Below are 17,504 nucleotides of genomic sequence, written 5' to 3' on the forward strand. Positions count from 1 at the left end.
CTGATCGGATCGAAGTAGCAGCGGCCTTCCTTGGTGATCTGCCAGCCCTTGACCATCTGGCCATTGGCATCATAGCGGACCCACTTGCCGCCGTCGGATTCCTGATAGACATCCTTCGACACGGCCTTCGCGCCATCCTGGATCGAATCCAGCCAGTACCAGGCATCCGTGGCGGGATCATAGATCTCCTTGCCGCGGCCTACCAGGCCCTGACGCATGCCGCCTTCGTACCAGTAATCCTTGCCGTTCTCATGCAGCCAGACAAGGTCTTTGCCGATACCGGTCACATCGTCGAACCAGCACGGAATTCCGCCGATCTCTACCTGGCCCTTGTACATGGCTCCGGTGATCAGATCGAAGTAGTAGTTGCCGGCCTCGGTCTTATCCCAGCCCTTGACCATCTTGCCATTGGCATCGTAGCGGACCCACTTGCCGCCGTCGGATTCCTGATAGACATCCTTGGCAACAGCCTTGGCGCCGCCCTGGATCGCATCCAGCCAGTACCAGCCATCGGATTCGGGATCATAGATCTCCTTGCCGCGGCCCTCGGTACCCTGCTTGACGCCGTTCTCGTACCAGTATTCCTTACCGTCCTCGGTGACCCAGCCGTTCAGGACAGGCTCCTCGGTGGGAGCAGCCGTCGGGGCAGCGGTGGGTTCTGCCGTGGGTTCAGCGGTCGGCTTTGCGGTAGGCGCAGCGGTCGGCTTGGCAGTGGGTTCGGCGGTCGGCTCTGCGGTGGGCTCTGCCGTCGGTTCGGCGGTCGGCTCTGCAGTGGGCTCAGCCGTCGGCTTGGCGGTCGGCTCTGCGGTGGGCTCAGCCGTCGGCTTGGCGGTCGGCTCGGCAGTGGGCTCTGCCGTCGGCTCGGCGGTGGGTTCAGCAGTGGGCACGGCCGTCGGTTCGGCGGTGGGCTCTGCAGTGGGCGCGGCCGTCGGTTCGGGCTCGACGGAGCCTTCCACCTCGAGATGAATATCCGAGAAGGTCACATTCACGTTGCGGACCACATACAGACCGACATAGATATTGTCGGGATCGATGGCAGTCAGGGCGTAGTCAAAGCCGGCGGAAACCGGTTCGTTATCGCCGTAGGTCAGCGTGAATCCGTCGGCGGTGCCGACCAGCTTGAGGCTGACGGTATCGCCGGTGTTGTACACCGCCGTGGCGGCGGGGCCGTCATAGAGGGCCTGGCTCTTGCGGCCGAAGCCGTTGACAGCGCCCTGGTTGCGGGTACCGGCGGCCACATAGTCGCCGAGAAGCTGTTTGGTATCGGTATCGATGTACAGATCGTCGCGGGCCATCAGACCGAAGGAAACCTGGTTGTTGGCCGCAATGCTGTTGATGGTCGCTTTGGCCGTCAGCGTGAAGGGCGTGCCGGCGGGCAGCTTGACATAGTACATCATCAGGCCGTCGGTCGCGGAGGCAATCTTGCCGCGGTTGTTGGCAACCTCCAGCGTCAGGCTCTGCCCATCAATGGCAGCGGTGAAGTCGCCGCCGGTGGGCGTATCGGGGATGTTACTCTGGCCGCCCACATCGCCGAAGACGGTGCCGTTCCAGGTGGTGCCGCTCTCATCGGTGAAAGCGGGCCATACCGTGCTGGTCGTCGTGGGAGCCGTATAGTCGCTGAACACGAAATCCGGGTTGACGGAATCGGCAAAGCAGGCCTCATAGGTCGGCTTTTCCTTGTTCTTGCTGTATGCACCGAGCGCCGTGCCCTGGGCCAGATCCGCCACGAGCCAGGCATTGAACTTGGCGCCGTAGGCATTGGTATGGGTCTTGTCAAGGCCGGTCGGGGTCACATTGCCTTCCGCATCCTTCTTGGCGCCGGTCCAGGCATGCAGCCACTGGGCACCATCGCCGAGCGCCACGTTCTCCTCGATCGTGCGCGCGGTCATATCCAGGCAGGTCAGATCCAGTGCCTGGCACATATTGCGGATGGCCTGCGCGTAGTCGCCGCCCTCAAAGGTCACATCGCCGATCACGGTATCCGAGGTGATGTGGCCGGACTCGCCCTGGTAACTCTCGGTCGTGTTGGCGTCCGTCAGGCGGGCAATCGGCGTGCAGAGGATCGGCGTCACACCGGCCTGCTGCGCGGGAAGAATGTAGTTGGTGTACAGACTGTTGGCGAAGCTGCCTTCGGTCAGATAATCTCCGTTGGGGTTGGTGTAGCGCGCTTCCTCGGTCTTTTCGTCGTTGTGGCCGAAACCGATGATCAGGAACTGGTCGGTATCGGTAACGCTGCCCATGGCCGGGACCGTGTCGCTGCCCGAGAGCAGCGTGGTGTAGTTCGATTTGGTGGTGAAATCCTTGCTGGAAGTACCCGAGATGGCCAGGTTGTAGACATCGGCATTCAGGTAGCTGGACAGTTCCTCGCCGTAGCCTTCCCGCGGGAGGTAGTAGCTGTCGTCAAAGCCGGAGAGCGTCGAGTCGCCCACCACCCAGATGGTGGCCTTCTTGGGCTCTTCCTGGCCCCAGGCCGCGCCGCGGGCACCGGCTTCATAGGCCAGGCCCTCGCTGGTCAGGAGCAGCAGACCGTGCATGTTGATGCTGCCGTCCTCGTTGCGGGTGGGCTGGACGGAGGTATCCAGGCTTTCAAACCAGCTGGCCTGCACCGTGACCGGCTTGGAGGCGGTGTTGTGGCTGGTCTTGCTGGAGGTATCCCAGTAGAAGTTGTTGGCGCCGTACAGATCGGAGCTGCTCTGGCCCTGCGGTTCCAGCTGTTCCCGGATGCTGGTTCCCTGACGGAAGGAGAGCACACCGCTGGCAAGGTAATCCGTCACGGCGGACTTGTTGCCGGTGTACATGGCGACGTTGTAGCTTTCGTTGTTGTAGGAGGTGCAGTTCCAGACCTTGATGTCGGTGCAGGAATTGGAGTCGATGCCCTTGGCGGCATTGTCGTAGGAGATGGAGTTGATCAGGTGGTGATCGCCCGGCAGGTTGGTGCCGCCCATCTTGAAGCCGTTGCCGTTGCCGGCGGGGATCGTGACGTTCACGCCGGAGAAGCTCAGGTTGCCGTTGTCGTCACAGGTGACATCGGGGAAATCAAACGGATTGCCGGTGACCGGCTCGCTCTTGAGCATCAGGTAGCCGTTGCGGTAGGTCACGCAGTTCTGGATGGTCACCGAACCGATGGAACCGGTGGCCGCCTTGGCGAAGAGATCCCAGCCGTCGTCGGCGTTATATGCGGAGATGCAGCCGTCAAACACGTTGCCCTCGCCGGTGGTCAGCTTGGCGGCAAAGCCGTCCGCATCCTCCATCGCGCGGTCCGCGTTGTTCATCGAGGTGCAGTCCTTGATGGTGTTGTAGCTCGGCCACATGGCGATGGTCTCGGTGGAAGAGCCGCTGACCTGCAGGCCGCTGTTGCCGTTGTTGAAGAAGTTCATCCGCTCCAGCACACAGTGGCTGCCCGAAAGCTGCATACCCTTGCTGCCGTCTGCGGTGTTGGTGATGTTGATCTTGCTGATATGCCAGTAGTTGCCCCAAACCGTGAAGCCGGTGCCCGTGCCGCCGAAGTCCAGCGTGGCATACTTGCCGTCCTCCGTCGTCATCGTGATGGGGGCTTCCTCGGTGCCGTCCCGGCCGCGTTCAATATTCAGCGCTCCGTCGATCGGATAGGTGCCGCTCTTCAGCAGAACGGTCTGGCCGGCAGAGGCATAGCACAGCGCCGTCTGCAGATCCACGGCATCCTCCATCGAGGTGCCGCCGTTCTGGGAGGAGCCGTCCGGCGCCACATACACGGTATTGTCGCTGCCGAGAGTCCGGTGGCTGATGGTCTTGCTGATCTGTTTTGTGCTGTAATCGCTCAGCTTCTCATAGGCGCTGATGACATACTCCGGATCGGGGGTGAATTCCACCGTGAAGGTGGTCTGACCGGAGATCGGATAGGCCTTGCTGAACGGCGTATCATGGGTAATCTCGACCGCTTCATCCAGCACGGTGCCGTCCGCCGAGATTTTGGCCGTGCCGTCCGCATTGGCACGGAAGACCAGCGTATAGCTGTCCTCGGCGCAGGTGGCAGGGCTGGTGATGCTGTAATCCGGGTCGACATAGTTGGTGGGCTGCGGCGTCCAGTCCGACGCTTTCCACTCCGACGTGCGGAATACGATATTGCGGAAGGTGCAGTTCATGCCGCGGGCCACTGCCAGGGCCACATAGGCGGTATTGCTCTCCTGCACAGTCATCGGGTCATTGAGCTCGCTGTAGGACGAGACGGTCTGCGCGTCGGCGTCCTTGGCGGGGATGTACAGCGTATAGCTGCCCAGCACCTCGCCGGTGGAGCCATCCTCCTGGATGGCGTACTGGGTGGAGACATAGCCGTTGGCGGTCTTTTCCAGGCTGACGCGGTAGGTCTGGCCCACCTCGATCTGTTTGCCGTCGGCGTCAAAGCCCCAGCGGTAGGCATTGACCGCGTTGTCGGCCGCCGTCTCATTGCTGACGATGCCGGTATAATCGCGCACGCCGACCATGTCCTTGACTTCGTTGGTGCCGTTCATCGCATCGCTGGGCAGCTTGGTGCCGGTCACCGAAGCCTGGTTGGAGAAGTAGGAGCCGGAACCGCTGATCGAGTCACGGACCTGCAGGGCGAAGCCTTCCTGGCCGTCCGGATTGGGGTTCATCTGATCCACAGTCACATCGGCCTGCAGATAGAAGTTCTCCCGGGTCGGGTCAATGGTGGTGTAGTAGAAGCTCACACCGTCGGCCGGGGAGTCTGCCACGAACTTGCCGCCCTTGCTCTTGATCGTGCCGTCCGCATTGAAGGTTGCGGAATTCAGACGGACTTCCCCGTTGATGTCGGAGTTTTCGCCGATCGTATTGACCGAAGAGCTGGTGGAGGTGCCGAACGCGATAAACTGCCAGTCGTGTTCGGTGGGCGTCGGTTCCTCATCGCCGCCGGACTCGCTGCCCTTTTCAAAGACAACGCCGGCAAACTCGGCCTTGGAACCCTGGGCGTAGAAGTAGATGGTCTCCCCCGCCGCACAGGTGACGGTGCAGGGGAACACGGATTCTCCCACCCCATCCGCAACGGTCTGCTGCGTGCCGTCCGTTCCGGCCTTGACCGCATAGAACTGCTTGCCGGCACCGTTCTTGCCGTAGACCGTCACCTTGCCGTCGGCCGGCGCCGTCACATACAGCACGGCACCGGTATCGGGCACGGCGCCGTTGGGCTTGGAGCCTTCCAGCGTGGGATTGGTGGTTCCCTGCACGGTGCAATACTCCACCCCGTTATAGGAAACCTTGTTCTGCTTGGCGGCCATGTTCTCCATGGCGTACACGGGATACTCTCCCTGCTGGCCCGCCGAAATGCCGGTGGCGCCATCAGGATTGAACCACAGTTCAAATCCCTGCGTATAATCCACTGTGCTTCCTCCATACAGCGCAGCATCCTGCTGCACGGGGGATTCCGTGCCGGTGGATTCGCTGTCCGCTGTCTCTGCCGTCGCAATCTCAGTGTACGTCTGCTCCGCCGGAGGGGCTTCCTCGGCAAGGACGGCGGTCGGCAGTGTACCGAACACCAGCGCCGCCGAGAGGAGCGCCGAAACAATTTTGCGACTGCCATTGTGGTGAGTCTTTTGCTTCATCTTTTCTCTCCTTCCCCCGAAGTCCTCTTTTTGCCCGTGCGCAGGCAGCAATTTTTGCACGTTTTCAAAAAATGGTTTCGGGTCAATTTCAGCTTTCATTGTACGCCATTTTTCACATATATCAAGCTGAAGCGGGATATTTTTTGTAAAAATAGCGTTTTTCACAAAGAATTTTCCCTGTTTTTGTACGGTATTGCCCGGAACAAAAAGCGCGTATTTTTACCAATTCATGTTGCAAAACGTGCAGATTTTGCAGTGGCAAACTCATTTTGTCACTGGTGGCACAAATTGTGTTTCCGGCGGCAAAATCTGCGCGTTTTTGCAATTCGCACCACAAAAAACCGCCCTCCCGATCGGCGAGGATCGGAAGGGTGGTTTGCAGATTATTGGGGTTTGAGTTCGCGCTGTTCGGGGGTGGCGTCGGGATAGGCCCAGACCTGCAGCAGTTCTTCCGCGCGGCGGACCGCCCGGCCATCCGGGGTCGGCACGTCCTGCAGCGGATACGGGACGCCGAGTTTCTCCCATTTGTAGACGCCCAGCGTGTGGTACGGCAGGACTTCCACCCGCCGCACCGTGGCAAGGCCATGGATAAACTCCGACATTTGGCGCAGGTCCTCCTCGCCGTCGGTCAGGCCGGGGACCAGCACATGGCGAATCCAGAGGGCTTTGCCGTGGTCGGAGAGCCAGCGTGCCATCGCCTGGATGGACGCCGGGTCATGGCCGGTCAGACGGCGGTGGAGTTCTGCGTCGAACGCCTTGAGGTCGAGGATCACGAGGTCAGTGTTCTGCATCAGACACTCAAAGGTACTGTGCCAGGGTTCCGCCTCGGTGTAGGGCTGGCCAGCGGTATCCAGTGCGGTATGAACGCCCTTGGCCTTGGCGAGTCGGAACAGCTCGGCGGTAAATTCCGCCTGGAGCAGCGGTTCCCCGCCGCTGACGGTCAGTCCGCCGTTGTTCTTCCAGTAGGGTTTGTAGCGCAGCGCCTTCTGCAGTGCCTGGGACGGCGTCTGCTCCTCCCCTACCCCGCAGGCCCAGGTTTCGGGGTTGTGGCAGTACTGGCACCGCATGGCACAGCCCTGCAGAAACAGGACGTACCGGACGCCAGGCCCGTCCACCAGGCCGAAGGTTTCGACCGAATGAATCCGGCCGAGCAGTCTGTTGTGTTGTTCCATAAATCTTACAGTTTCTTGTGGCAGGTACGGGCAATGACATCCATCTGCTGCTCGCGGGTCAGGTCGATGAACTTGACCGCGTAGCCGGAAACGCGGATGGTGAAGTTGGCGTACTCTTCCTTCTCGGGATGTTCCATCGCGTCGATCAGCTTTTCGGTGCCGAAGACGTTGACGTTCAGGTGATGGGCACCCTGGTCAAAGTAGCCGTCCAGCACCTGCACCAGGTTGTCCACCCGCTCGCCGCTGCTGTGGCCCAGCGCGTCGGGGCTGATGGTCTGGGTGTTGGAGATGCCGTCCAGTGCCCAGTGATAGGGCAGCTTGGCCACCGAGTTCAGCGAGGCCAGCAGACCGTTCTGCTCGGCGCCGTAGGCGGGGTTGGCACCCGGCGCGAACGGCGTGTAGGCCTTGCGGCCGTCCGGCATTGCACCGGTGGCCTTGCCGTAGACGACATTGGAGGTGATGGTCAGGATGGAAGTCGTCGGCTCGGAGTTGCGGTAGGTGTGGCGGCGCTTGATCTTCTCAAGGAAAGTCTTGAGCAGCCAGACCGCGATGGAGTCGGCACGGTCATCGTCGTTGCCGTAGCGCGGGAAATCGCCCTCGGTGATATAATCCACGACGAGGCCGGTCTCGTCACGCACAGTCTTGACATGGGCGTACTTGATGGCGCTGAGGGAGTCCACCACATGGGAGAAGCCCGCAATGCCGGTGGCAAAGGTGCGGCGCACATCGGTGTCGATGAGGGCCATCTCGGCGGCCTCATAGTAATACTTGTCATGCATGTACTGGATCAGGTTCAGCACGTTGACATACAGTCCGGCCAGCCAGTCCATCATCACATCATACTTGGCAATGACCTCGTCATAGTCCAGGTACTCGCTGGTGATCGGCGCATAGGCGGGGCCGACCTGCTCATGCAGCTTGCTGTCCACGCCGCCGTTGATGGCGTAGAGCAGGCACTTGGCCAGGTTGGCACGGGCACCGAAGAACTGCATCTCCTTGCCGGTCTGGGTGGCCGAGACGCAGCAGCAGATGGAATAGTCGTCGCCCCAGACCGGCTTCATGACGTCGTCGTTCTCGTACTGGACACTGGACGTGTTGATGGAGATCTTGGCGGCGTACTTCTTGAAGGTCTCGGGCAGCGCGGAGGAGTACAGCACCGTCAGGTTGGGTTCCGGAGCCGGGCCCATGTTCTCCAGCGTGTGCAGGAAACGGAAGTCCGTCTTGGTGACCATCGAACGGCCGTCCATACCGATGCCGGCCACTTCCAGGGTGGCCCAGACGGGGTCGCCGCTGAACAGCTGGTTGTAGCTCGGGATGCGGGCAAACTTGACCATGCGGAACTTCATCGTCAGATGGTCGATGAGTTCCTGTGCCTCGGTCTCGGTCAGGAGGCCGCGGTCCAGATCACGCTGGAGGTAGATGTCCAGGAAGGTCGAGATGCGGCCGACGCTCATTGCGGCGCCGTTCTGGGTCTTGATGGCGGCCAGGTAGCCGAAGTAAAGCCACTGGACGGCCTCACGCGCATTGGCGGCGGGCTGGGAGATGTCAAAGCCGTAGATCTGGGCCATCTCCTTCATTTCCTTGAGGGCACGGATCTGCAGGGCGATCTCCTCCCGCAGGCGGATGATGTCATCGGTCATCGTGCCGTCGCCGCAGTTGGCGAAGTCATGTTCCTTCTCCCGGATGAGGAAGTCCACACCGTACAGCGCCACACGGCGGTAGTCGCCGACAATGCGGCCGCGGCCGTAAGTATCCGGCAGACCGGTGATGATGTGGCTGTGGCGGGCCTTCTTCATTTCCGGCGTATAGGCGTCAAACACCGCCGTATTATGGGTACGCGCATACTTGGTGAAAATCTCATGCAGGCGCGGGTTGGGGGTATAGCCGTAGGTCGTGCAGGCCTGCTCCGCCATCTTGATGCCGCCGTAGGGCATGAAGGCGCGCTTGAGCGGCTTGTCGGTCTGCAGGCCGACGATCTTTTCCAGATCCTTCAGATTCTCGTCGATATAACCGGGGCCGTAGGCCGTCATACCGGAAACCACTTCGGTCTCCATATCGAGAACGCCGCCCTTGGCGCGCTCCTCCTTCTGCAAAGCCTGCAGTGCGGTCCAGAGACGATCGGTTGCTTCGGTGGGGCCTGCCAGAAAACTTTCGTCGCCGTCATAGGGCGTATAGTTTTTCTGGATGAAATCCCGGACGTTGATTTCCTCTTTCCAGATCCGTCCTTCAAACCCGTCCCACTGTTCAAACTCTACCATAAGTAACCTCCTGTATTGCTGTGAGTCTCCAAACTTCTTACACGGACATTCTATCATTCCGGGCCCGGCGCACGATGTTGCCGCAGCAACGAAGCATGGCATCCGGTATCGGAAAGCAAAGCGAGGTCCCCCGCGAAGGGGGGACCCTGCCTTGATACCTTTAGTTCTGCTTCTGGGCGCGCTTCTTTGCCATGGCAGCCAGCGCATCCTTGCGGGACAGATTGATCCGTCCCTGCTGATCGATGTCGGTGACCATGACGATGATGGGATCGCCCACGGCCACGACATCCTCCACATGCTCGACGCGGTGATCATCCAGCTTGGAGATATGGACCAGGCCTTCCTTGCCGGGAGCAATCTCCACGAATGCGCCGAAGTTCATCAGACGGGTCACGCGGCCCTTGTAGATCGCGCCGACCTCGGGATCTTCGACGATGGTCTTGATCGTCGCGATGGCACGCTTGGCGTCCTCCTGATCCACAGCCGAGATGAAGACGTGGCCGTCCTCCTCGACGTCGATCTTGCAGTTGAAGTTGGCGCACATCTCCTGGATGACCTTGCCGCCCTTGCCGATGACGTCCTTGATCTTGTCCACGGGGATCTGCATGCTGAACATCTTGGGCGCATACTTGGAGAGCTCGTGACGGGGCTCGGCGATGCAGGGCTTGATGATCTCGTCCAGGATATACAGACGGCCCTTGCGGCACTTTTCCAGCGCCTCGGCGATGATGTCGTAGGTCAGGCCGTCCACCTTGATGTCCATCTGGATGGCGGTGATGCCGCGGCGGGTGCCGCCGACCTTGAAGTCCATGTCGCCGTGGAAGTCCTCGACACCCTGGATGTCCAGCATGGTCATCCAGCGGCCGCCCTTGAGGGGATCACCGTCGGTGATCAGGCCGCAGGAGATGCCGGCAACGGGGGCCTTGATGGGCACGCCGGCATCCATCAGGGCCAGCGTGGAGCCGCAGATGGAGGCCTGGGAGGTGGAGCCGTTGGAGCTCATAATCTCGGAGACGCAGCGGATCGTGTAGGGGAATTCCTCCATGGAGGGCAGGACGGGCAGCAGCGCACGCTCGGCGAGGGCGCCGTGGCCGATCTCGCGGCGGCCGGGGCTGCGGGGTGCGCGGGCTTCGCCGGTGGAGTACGGCGGCATATTGTAATGATGGATATACCGCTTGGTGGGGGTATCGCTGAGGTCGTCCATCGTCTGGGCATCCTTGGTGGAGCCCAGCGTGCAGATGGTCAGGGCCTGGGTCTGGCCGCGGGTGAACAGGCCGGAACCGTGAACCCGGGGCAGCAGACCGACTTCGGCGGCCAGCGGGCGGATCTCATTGATGCCGCGGCCGTCCACGCGCTTGCCTTCCTCCAGCAGCCAGGTGCGGACCACCTTTTTCTGCAGCTTGTAGCTGATCAGGTCAAGGTCGGAGGCGGAGAGCTCGGGGTGTTCCTGGGCGATGGCATCCATGATGGGCAGCAGCGCCGCGTCACGGACATTCTTGTCATCGGTGTCCATGGCGGCCTTGACTTCGTCGAGGTGCTTCTCATAGACATCGGCCAGCAGCGCATGGTCCAGCTCGACCGGGGTGAAGGTCTTCTTGGGCTTGCCGATCTCGGCCACAATGCCGTTGATGAAGGTCAGCATCTTCTTGATTTCCTGATGGCCGGTCTTGATGGCGTCCATCATGACTTCCTCGCTGACCTCGTTGGCGCCGGCCTCGATCATGACGATCTTGTCCATGCTGGCGGCCAGGGTCAGGGCCAGGTCGGAGCGCTCACGCTGCTCCTTGGTGGGGTTGAGGACAATCTCGCCATCCACATAGCCGACAGCCACACCGGCGATGGGTCCGTTCCAGGGAATGTCCGACATGGCAATGGCCAGCGACGCACCGTTCATGCCGGCGATCTCGGCGGAGTTGTCGGGGTCCAGGCTCATGACGGTCATCGTGACGCAGACGTCGTTGCGCATATCCTTGGGGAAGAGCGGGCGGATCGGACGGTCCACCACGCGGGAGGACAGGATCGCATGCTCGCCGGGGCGGCCTTCGCGGCGCATGAAGCTGCCGGGGATGCGGCCGGCGGCATAGAGTTTTTCTTCAAATTCGACGCTCAGGGGGAAGAAGTCCACACCTTCACGCGGTTTTTCGCTCATGGTGACGTTGCAGAGGACACAGGTTTCACCGTAGCGAATCAAAGCGCTGCCGTTGGAAAGGCCGCACAGTTTGCCGGTTTCCACCACGAACGGGCGGCCGGCAAAGGTGGTCTCAAATTTGCGGTAGTGGGGGAAAGTTTCTTTCCGGGATGCAAATTCCAGTGCCATAGGGATTCTCCTTCTTTTTTGCTTTTGCTGTATTTACGAAGCGCACGGCATGCTTTGAGCAATAAATCCAACGTCCGGGTCCCGGCCGGGGCGCTCGATTTACTGCACAAATCATGCAGGCAGCTTGTTGTACAAAACAAAAAATGGGCAAGGCGCTTGGTGCGCCCTGCCCGTTTTTGCGAATTACTTGCGCAGACCCAGTTCAGCGATCAGGGCACGGTAACGGTTGATGTCCTTCTTCTGCAGATAGGCCAGCAGGTTACGACGGCGGCCGACCATCTTGAACAGACCACGACGGCTGTGATTGTCGTTCTTGTTGGTCTTCAGGTGCTCGGTCAGGTGGTTGATGCGCGCGGTCAGCAGCGCAACCTGGACTTCCGGAGAACCGGTATCGCCCTCATGGATGGCGGCCTTGGTGATGATCGGCTGTTTTTCGATAGCAGACTTCTGGCTCATAGTAGTAATACCTCGCTTTTATAATATTTGCCAACGGCGCAGCAAAGGGCAATCAAGGCTCCCCGACACGGGGCATACACCCAAAGCCGGGCCGCGGTAACATCTTAGAGTATAGCACATCCGGGCACACTTGACAAGAAGAATTTTACACGGACAAGCCGGAAACTTTACAGCGTCACGTTTTTCAGGTTGCGCAGATCGGCGCTTTCGCGGAAATCCTCGTAATCGAGGCTCAGCGACGGATTGTAGTAGGGATCATGCAGGATGGTCTGTTTGCCGTGGACCTCGTACAGGCGGGCCTGCTCGCCGGCAAAGCGCGCTTTTTTGGCCGGGTCCTTCTCATCCGAGCCGCGGGATTTGCTCTCGTGGTGGCACAGTTCCGCGTAGGGTGTCCAGACAATGCGCCAGCCTTTCCGGCGCAGACGCAGGCAGAAGTCCACGTCATTGAAGGCGACGGTAAACTTTTCATCCATACCGCCCACGGCGTCATACGCCTCGGTGCGAACCATCAGGCAGGCCGCCGTCACGGCGGAGTAGTCCTGCACCGTCGCCAGCCGGAACATATAGCCGCTGCCGCCGCGCTTGTGGTACTTGTGGCTGTGGCCCGCATAGCCGCCCAGCCCGGTGATGATGCCGGCATGCTGGATGGTATCGTCGGGATAATAGAGCATCGCACCGCAGGCCGCCACGCCGGGCTGGATGGTCTCGGCCACCATCTGGGTCAGCCAGTCCCCGTTGAGGATCTCAATATCGTTGTTGAGCAGCAGGAGCAGCCGTCCGTGGGCAAACTTGCGGCCGAAGTTGTTGATGCGGCTGAAATTGAAGCTGCCGGTATAGGCCACAACGCGGCAGTTTTCATACCGGTCGGGCAGCGTCTTGTAGTAGGCGGGCGTGGCGGGATCAGTGGAGTTGTTTTCCAGCACCAGGACCTCGAACCGGTCATAGAAGGTACGGGAATACAGGCTGAACAGACATTTTTCCAGATCGTCGGTGTGGTCCTTGTTGGGGATCAGGATGGAGACCAGCGGCGGCGGATCGGGCAGCGTCCAGTTCACATGGCAGGTTCCGGGGAACCGCCCCTCCTCCACGGTGCCGCTGCGTCCGGTGGCGGCCAGATGATCGGCCACAGCGCGCTGCGCCGCCTGGACAACATACGGTTTGGCACCGGTGCCGCCCGAGGTGGAGGCCGCATGGACCCGCCAATAGTACAGGACCTGCGGCAGATGAAGCGGTGCGGCATCGGGATCACGGCGCTGCATGGCGTCGATCATCCGCAGGAAGAGGTCATGGTCCTGTGCACCGTCGCACTCGCTGCGCTCGCCGCCCACCTCCTCGAAAAGGGTGCGGCGGAACACCGCCAGATGGCAGATGTAGTTGCAGGCCATCAGGTACTCGGGCGCATAGTCCGGTTTGAAATGCGCAACATGGGCCGTGCGCGGAGACTTGCGGAACAATGCCTCGTCACTGTAGGCGAAATCCGCCCCGGTCCTAGCCAGCAGGCGGCCCATGCAGTAGATGGCATGCGGTGCCAGCAGGTCGTCATGGTCGGCCAGTGCCAGATAGGTTCCGGTGGCCAGTTTGGCGGCCTCGTTGGTGTTGGCGGCAATACCGCGGTTGGAGATCTTGCAGTAGCGGATGCGGGGGTCCTCCGCCGCGCGCTGGCGCGCCAGCTGTCCGACCGCGGCGTGCTCCTCGTCGGAGGCATCCGCCAGGCAGAGCTCCCAGTTGGGCGCGGTCTGGTTCTGGACGCTGTCCAGGAATTCCCGCAGGAAGCGTTCCGGCGTATTGTACAGCGGCGTGAGGATCGAGATGGTCGGGAACGCGGCGGCTTCCAGGTCCATCCGCTCGGCATCCAGCACTTTGGCACAGGGCAGATACCGGCTGCGCCGGCCCAGCAGGCGGCGGCTGAAAAAGCCCGCCGCACGGCGCATCATCGGCCCGACGCCCTCTTCCCGGGTCAGCGTCCGGGCATACCCGAACAGTTCCTTGATGCGTTTTGCTTGCAGATTCATCGCCTAGGCTCCTTCTTATGCGGGGCGGCGGATCAGCCGTACAGCCCCTTGGCCTGCCGCTCCATATTGTCCAGGAGGATCGTGTGGAGATCTCCCGGACCGGCGGCATATTCCAGCACCTTCCACGGTGTGTCGGTATGATACGCATCCTCGTCCCCCTCGGCACAGCGGAGGATACCCTCCCGGATGCTGTCCTCGTCCAGGTCCTGCCACCGGGTGTCAAAACGATTCTTCACCGGGCAGTCTCTTTATTTGAGTCCGAAATTTTCAAACAGGTTGTTGAAATGGGGGTTATAGTACGGATCGTAGTTGTCGATATATTCCCGGTACTTCTCGTAGAAGTTGGCCTTCTCCCGGGCATAGCGGGCCGCATTCTCCGGCGTGGTGTCAAGGCCGCGGCTCTTGCTCTCATAATGATATGCCTCGGCCCGCGGGGTAAAGACGTTGAGCAGACCACGTTTCCACAGCTTGAGGCAGTAATCGACATCATTATACGCGACGGCAAACTTTTCCTCATCCAGACCGCCGGCCTCGCGGTAGAGCGACGCCTTGGTCATCAGGCAGGCACCGGTCACGGCCATATAGTTCTGGGTCGTCACAAGGCGATACAGATCGCCCACCGCCTTGCGGGGGTAGCTCTTATGGCTGTGTCCGGCCGAGCCGTTGATGCCCATGATGACGCCGGCATGCTGGATGGTATCGTCGGGGTAGTAGAGTTTGGCGCCCACGGCTCCCACATCGTCGCGCTGCGAATAGGAGAGCAATTCCCGCAGGAAGTCCGGGGATAGAATTTCAATATCGTTGTTGAGCAGCAGCAGGTGCTCCCCTGCCGCCTGTCTGGCGCCGAAGTTGTTGACGGCGGAGAAGTTGAACGCGCCGGTATAGGTCAGGACCCGGCAGTTGGGATACCGCTGCCCCAGGGTGCGGTAATAGGCGAAGGTGTCGGGATCGGTGGAGTTGTTTTCCAATACCAGGACCTCAAAGCGGTCATAGCCGGCATTGGCATAGAGGCTGTGCAGGCAGCGTTCGAGATCCTCGGTATGGTCCTTGCTGGGGATCAGCACGCTGACAAGCGGGTGGCCCGTCAGCTCATACCGGACCTGGAAGGCGCCGGGCGCGCCGGGGACCTCCATGGCCTTGCCGGGCATCTGCAGCCGTTCCAGCTGGGCGTCGATGGCGCGGACGCCGGCGGCCAGGGCGTAGGGTTTGGCCTCCATGCCGGACGCCGTGGACCCTGCGTGGCTACGCCAGATATACAGCACCTTTTTGATATGGGTGATCCGGTCGGGCGTTGTGTTCTCGGTCAGGCGCAGCAGCAGGTCATGGTCCTGCGCGCCGTCAAAGTCGCTGGATTCCCAGGCACCGGCCCGCTCAAGCAGCGGGCGGGAAAACACCGCCAGATGGGTGATATAGTTGACGCCCCGCAGATAGTCCGGCGCAAAATCCGGTTTGAAATGGTAGCCGCCCAGATGGCGCAGGTCCGCCGAGAGAACGATCTCGTCACTGTAGACAAGTTCCGCCCCCTGGCGGATGGCCTGCACACACTCATACAGGGCATTGGGGTAGAGCAGATCGTCATGATCGAGCAGTGCCAGATATTCCCCACTGGCCGCGGCAAAGCCGGCCGTGGTGTTGCCCGCAATGCCGGCGTTTTCCACCTTGCGGTAGAGAATCCGGCTGTCTTTGGCCGCGGCCCGCCGGGCCAGTGTTCCCGGTGCGGGATGGGCGGCATCGGAGGCGTCCACCAGGACCAGCTGCCAGTTGGCGTAGGTCTGTTTGCGGACGCTGTTCAGCATCTGACGGAAGAAGGACTCCGGCGTATTGTACACCGGCACCACAATGCTGATCCGCGGGCCGGGACGGGCATCGGCACGCTGGGCGCGCAGTTCCCGCCGCAGCGGCAGGTCGGCACGGTGCTGCCAGGAATCGTGATGGAACGCCAGTCCCACCCGGAAAACAACATCCCGCCAGAGCTGCTGGGCCCCCTGCTCCCGCAGGGTGACGGCGCTGCGATGCGCCAGATCCCGCAGATGGGCCGGATTGAGGAGCCGGCGGGCCATCCCGCCGACGCTGTCCTGGGCGGCCACATCGGCCGGACGGTTCGTTTGTTCTGCCATCAGCCTTCCACCTTGTCTGCCTTCATGGCGTCTTTGCGCTGGAATTTGCGGTACTCCGCCGTCACCTCGGCGGTGGGGCCGTTGCGGCGCAGATGTCCATGGTCCAGCCAGGCCACCTTGTTGCACATCCGCTCGATCTGGTCAATGGAGTGGCTGACCAGAATCACCGTGGTGCCGCCGCTCATCAGCTCGGCCATCCGCTTTTCGCATTTCTGCTGGAACAGGAAGTCTCCCACCGACAGAATTTCGTCAGCGATCAGGATGTCCGGCTTGGTCATCGTTGCCACGGCAAAGGCCAGGCGCGCCACCATGCCCGAAGAATAGTTTTTGAGCGGAACGTCAAGAAATTCCTGCAGCTCCGAGAATTCCACAATATCGTTGAATTTGGAGTCGATATATTTGGGCGTATAGCCGAGCACCGTGCCGTTGAGGTAGATGTTCTCCCGCGCGGTCAGGTCCATATCGAAGCCGGCGCCCAGCTCGATCAGCGGCGCAATCGTGCCGTTGACCACGACCCTGCCGGAACTGGGCTTGTAGACGCCCGAGATGATCTTGAGCAGGGTGGATTTGCCCGATCCGTTGAGTCCAATCAGGCCGTAAAAGTCGCCGGGCTGGATGTCAAAGCTGACATCGGACAGGGCGAAAAACTCATCAAAACGGACGCCGCCGTGGAGCAGCGCCACAAAATATTCCTTGAGGCTCTCGTGCTTTTCCTTGGCCAGGTTGAACCGCATCGAGACATGTTCGATCGAGATGATGGGCCGGCCGTTCTGTACGTTGCTCATAGCAGCCCCCTTACATATACAGGACAAACTTGTCCTGCGTTTTCTTGAACACGGCGATGCCGATTCCCATGCTGAACACGGCCCACAGGAAGCACACCACCAGCATGGATACCGACAGGCCGGTTCCCCACAGCACGCAGCTGCGGAAGGCCGTGATATACCAGTAGAGCGGATTGAGGGCGATGAGTTTCTGCATGGTGCCGGACATCATCGACGGGTCATAGAAGATGGCACTGGCATAGGAGAGCAGTGTGCAGAATACCTCCCACAGGTGCATGATGTCCCGCACAAAAACATAGAGCGCCGAGAGCACCAGTCCGATGCCCAGCCCGAAGAAAAAGAGCATGACCAGCGGATAGAGGGCCAGGAGCATGGTTGACCAGCTGACCGGCGTCCAGGTGACGATCAGCACCAGCGCCAGCGCAACAAAGCTGAACAGACAGTTCACAAAGGCAAAGCAGCCCTTTTCCAGCGGGAAAATATATTTGGGGATATAAACCTTGCGCAGCAGCGGTGCGTTCTTGAGAACGCTTTCCATGGCCATCGAGGTGGATTCCCGGAAGAAGTTGAACAGCAGCTGGCCGATGATCAGGAAGGCGGCAAAATTGGGGATGCCTTCCCCGCGCAGGCCCCGCATGATGGAATCGAACACCATGAACATGACCAGGCAGGTCAGCAGCGGGTTGAGCACGCTCCAGGCCACGCCCAGCACACTGCGGCGGTATTTGAGCTTAAAATCCCGGGTAATGAGGTTCTGCAGCAGATAGCGATACTTCCAGAAACCCACAAACGATTGTTTCAAATTCTGCACGGT

At 60.8% G+C, this 17,504-nt stretch carries 11 protein-coding genes; all 11 read right to left on the reverse strand.

From position 1 onward, the window contains the following. A partial coding sequence (locus U0L91_RS07595; protein ID WP_330045760.1) for a right-handed parallel beta-helix repeat-containing protein occupies window positions 1-5,573 on the reverse strand: 5,573 nt, incomplete at its 3' end. Window positions 5,574-5,694: 121 nt separating this feature from the next. After that, the gene (locus tag U0L91_RS07600; protein WP_330045762.1) at window positions 5,695-5,910 is read right to left on the reverse strand and encodes a hypothetical protein; all 216 of its coding nucleotides are present in this window, start codon (window positions 5,908-5,910) and stop codon (window positions 5,695-5,697) included. A gap of 46 nt (window positions 5,911-5,956) precedes the next feature. Next, complete coding sequence (gene pflA / locus U0L91_RS07605) at window positions 5,957-6,745, reverse strand: pyruvate formate-lyase-activating protein (RefSeq protein WP_330045764.1); 789 nt, start codon at window positions 6,743-6,745, stop codon at window positions 5,957-5,959. Window positions 6,746-6,750: 5 nt separating this feature from the next. Continuing rightward, a complete protein-coding gene (pflB, locus tag U0L91_RS07610) occupies window positions 6,751-9,003 on the reverse strand; it encodes a formate C-acetyltransferase (RefSeq protein ID WP_330045766.1) in 2,253 nt (750 codons plus the stop codon). Between the two features lie 160 nt (window positions 9,004-9,163). Continuing rightward, a complete protein-coding gene (locus tag U0L91_RS07615) occupies window positions 9,164-11,320 on the reverse strand; it encodes a polyribonucleotide nucleotidyltransferase (RefSeq protein ID WP_330045767.1) in 2,157 nt (718 codons plus the stop codon). A 183-nt stretch (window positions 11,321-11,503) separates the two neighbouring features. Further along, window positions 11,504-11,776: a 30S ribosomal protein S15 gene (rpsO, locus tag U0L91_RS07620; RefSeq protein ID WP_330045769.1), complete on the reverse strand. Its 273-nt coding sequence runs from the start codon at window positions 11,774-11,776 to the stop codon at window positions 11,504-11,506. Between the two features lie 167 nt (window positions 11,777-11,943). Beyond that, on the reverse strand, window positions 11,944-13,788 hold the full coding sequence (locus U0L91_RS07625) for a glycosyltransferase family 2 protein (protein WP_330045771.1): 1,845 nt from the start codon (window positions 13,786-13,788) through the stop codon (window positions 11,944-11,946). Between the two features lie 32 nt (window positions 13,789-13,820). Continuing rightward, on the reverse strand, window positions 13,821-14,024 hold the full coding sequence (locus tag U0L91_RS07630; RefSeq protein ID WP_330045773.1) for a kinase to dihydroxyacetone kinase: 204 nt from the start codon (window positions 14,022-14,024) through the stop codon (window positions 13,821-13,823). 12 nt (window positions 14,025-14,036) lie between these two features. Continuing rightward, complete coding sequence (locus U0L91_RS07635) at window positions 14,037-15,905, reverse strand: glycosyltransferase family 2 protein (RefSeq protein WP_330045775.1); 1,869 nt, start codon at window positions 15,903-15,905, stop codon at window positions 14,037-14,039. Next, window positions 15,905-16,690 carry an ABC transporter ATP-binding protein gene (locus U0L91_RS07640; RefSeq protein WP_330045777.1) on the reverse strand — a complete coding sequence of 262 codons (786 nt, stop codon included), beginning with the start codon at window positions 16,688-16,690 and terminating at the stop codon, window positions 15,905-15,907. Before U0L91_RS07640 ends, U0L91_RS07635 begins: the two co-directional genes overlap by 1 nt. Window positions 16,691-16,700: 10 nt before the next feature. After that, window positions 16,701-17,501: an ABC transporter permease gene (locus U0L91_RS07645; protein WP_330045778.1), complete on the reverse strand. Its 801-nt coding sequence runs from the start codon at window positions 17,499-17,501 to the stop codon at window positions 16,701-16,703. Between the last annotated feature and the right edge of the window lie 3 nt (window positions 17,502-17,504).

The organism is Gemmiger sp. (genome assembly GCF_036306485.1).
GTDB lineage: Bacteria > Bacillota > Clostridia > Oscillospirales > Ruminococcaceae > Gemmiger.

What these genes read in the sequence shown, in the direction of transcription:
- rpsO (WP_330045769.1), bottom strand. Translation starts at nt 11,776, where the DNA reads ATGAGCCAGAAGTCTGCTATCGAAAAACAGCCGATCATCACCAAGGCC.
- U0L91_RS07615 (WP_330045767.1), bottom strand. Translation starts at nt 11,320, where the DNA reads ATGGCACTGGAATTTGCATCCCGGAAAGAAACTTTCCCCCACTACCGC.
- U0L91_RS07640 (WP_330045777.1), bottom strand. Translation starts at nt 16,690, where the DNA reads ATGAGCAACGTACAGAACGGCCGGCCCATCATCTCGATCGAACATGTC.
- U0L91_RS07635 (WP_330045775.1), bottom strand. Translation starts at nt 15,905, where the DNA reads ATGGCAGAACAAACGAACCGTCCGGCCGATGTGGCCGCCCAGGACAGC.
- U0L91_RS07625 (WP_330045771.1), bottom strand. Translation starts at nt 13,788, where the DNA reads ATGAATCTGCAAGCAAAACGCATCAAGGAACTGTTCGGGTATGCCCGG.
- pflA (WP_330045764.1), bottom strand. Translation starts at nt 6,745, where the DNA reads ATGGAACAACACAACAGACTGCTCGGCCGGATTCATTCGGTCGAAACC.
- pflB (WP_330045766.1), bottom strand. Translation starts at nt 9,003, where the DNA reads ATGGTAGAGTTTGAACAGTGGGACGGGTTTGAAGGACGGATCTGGAAA.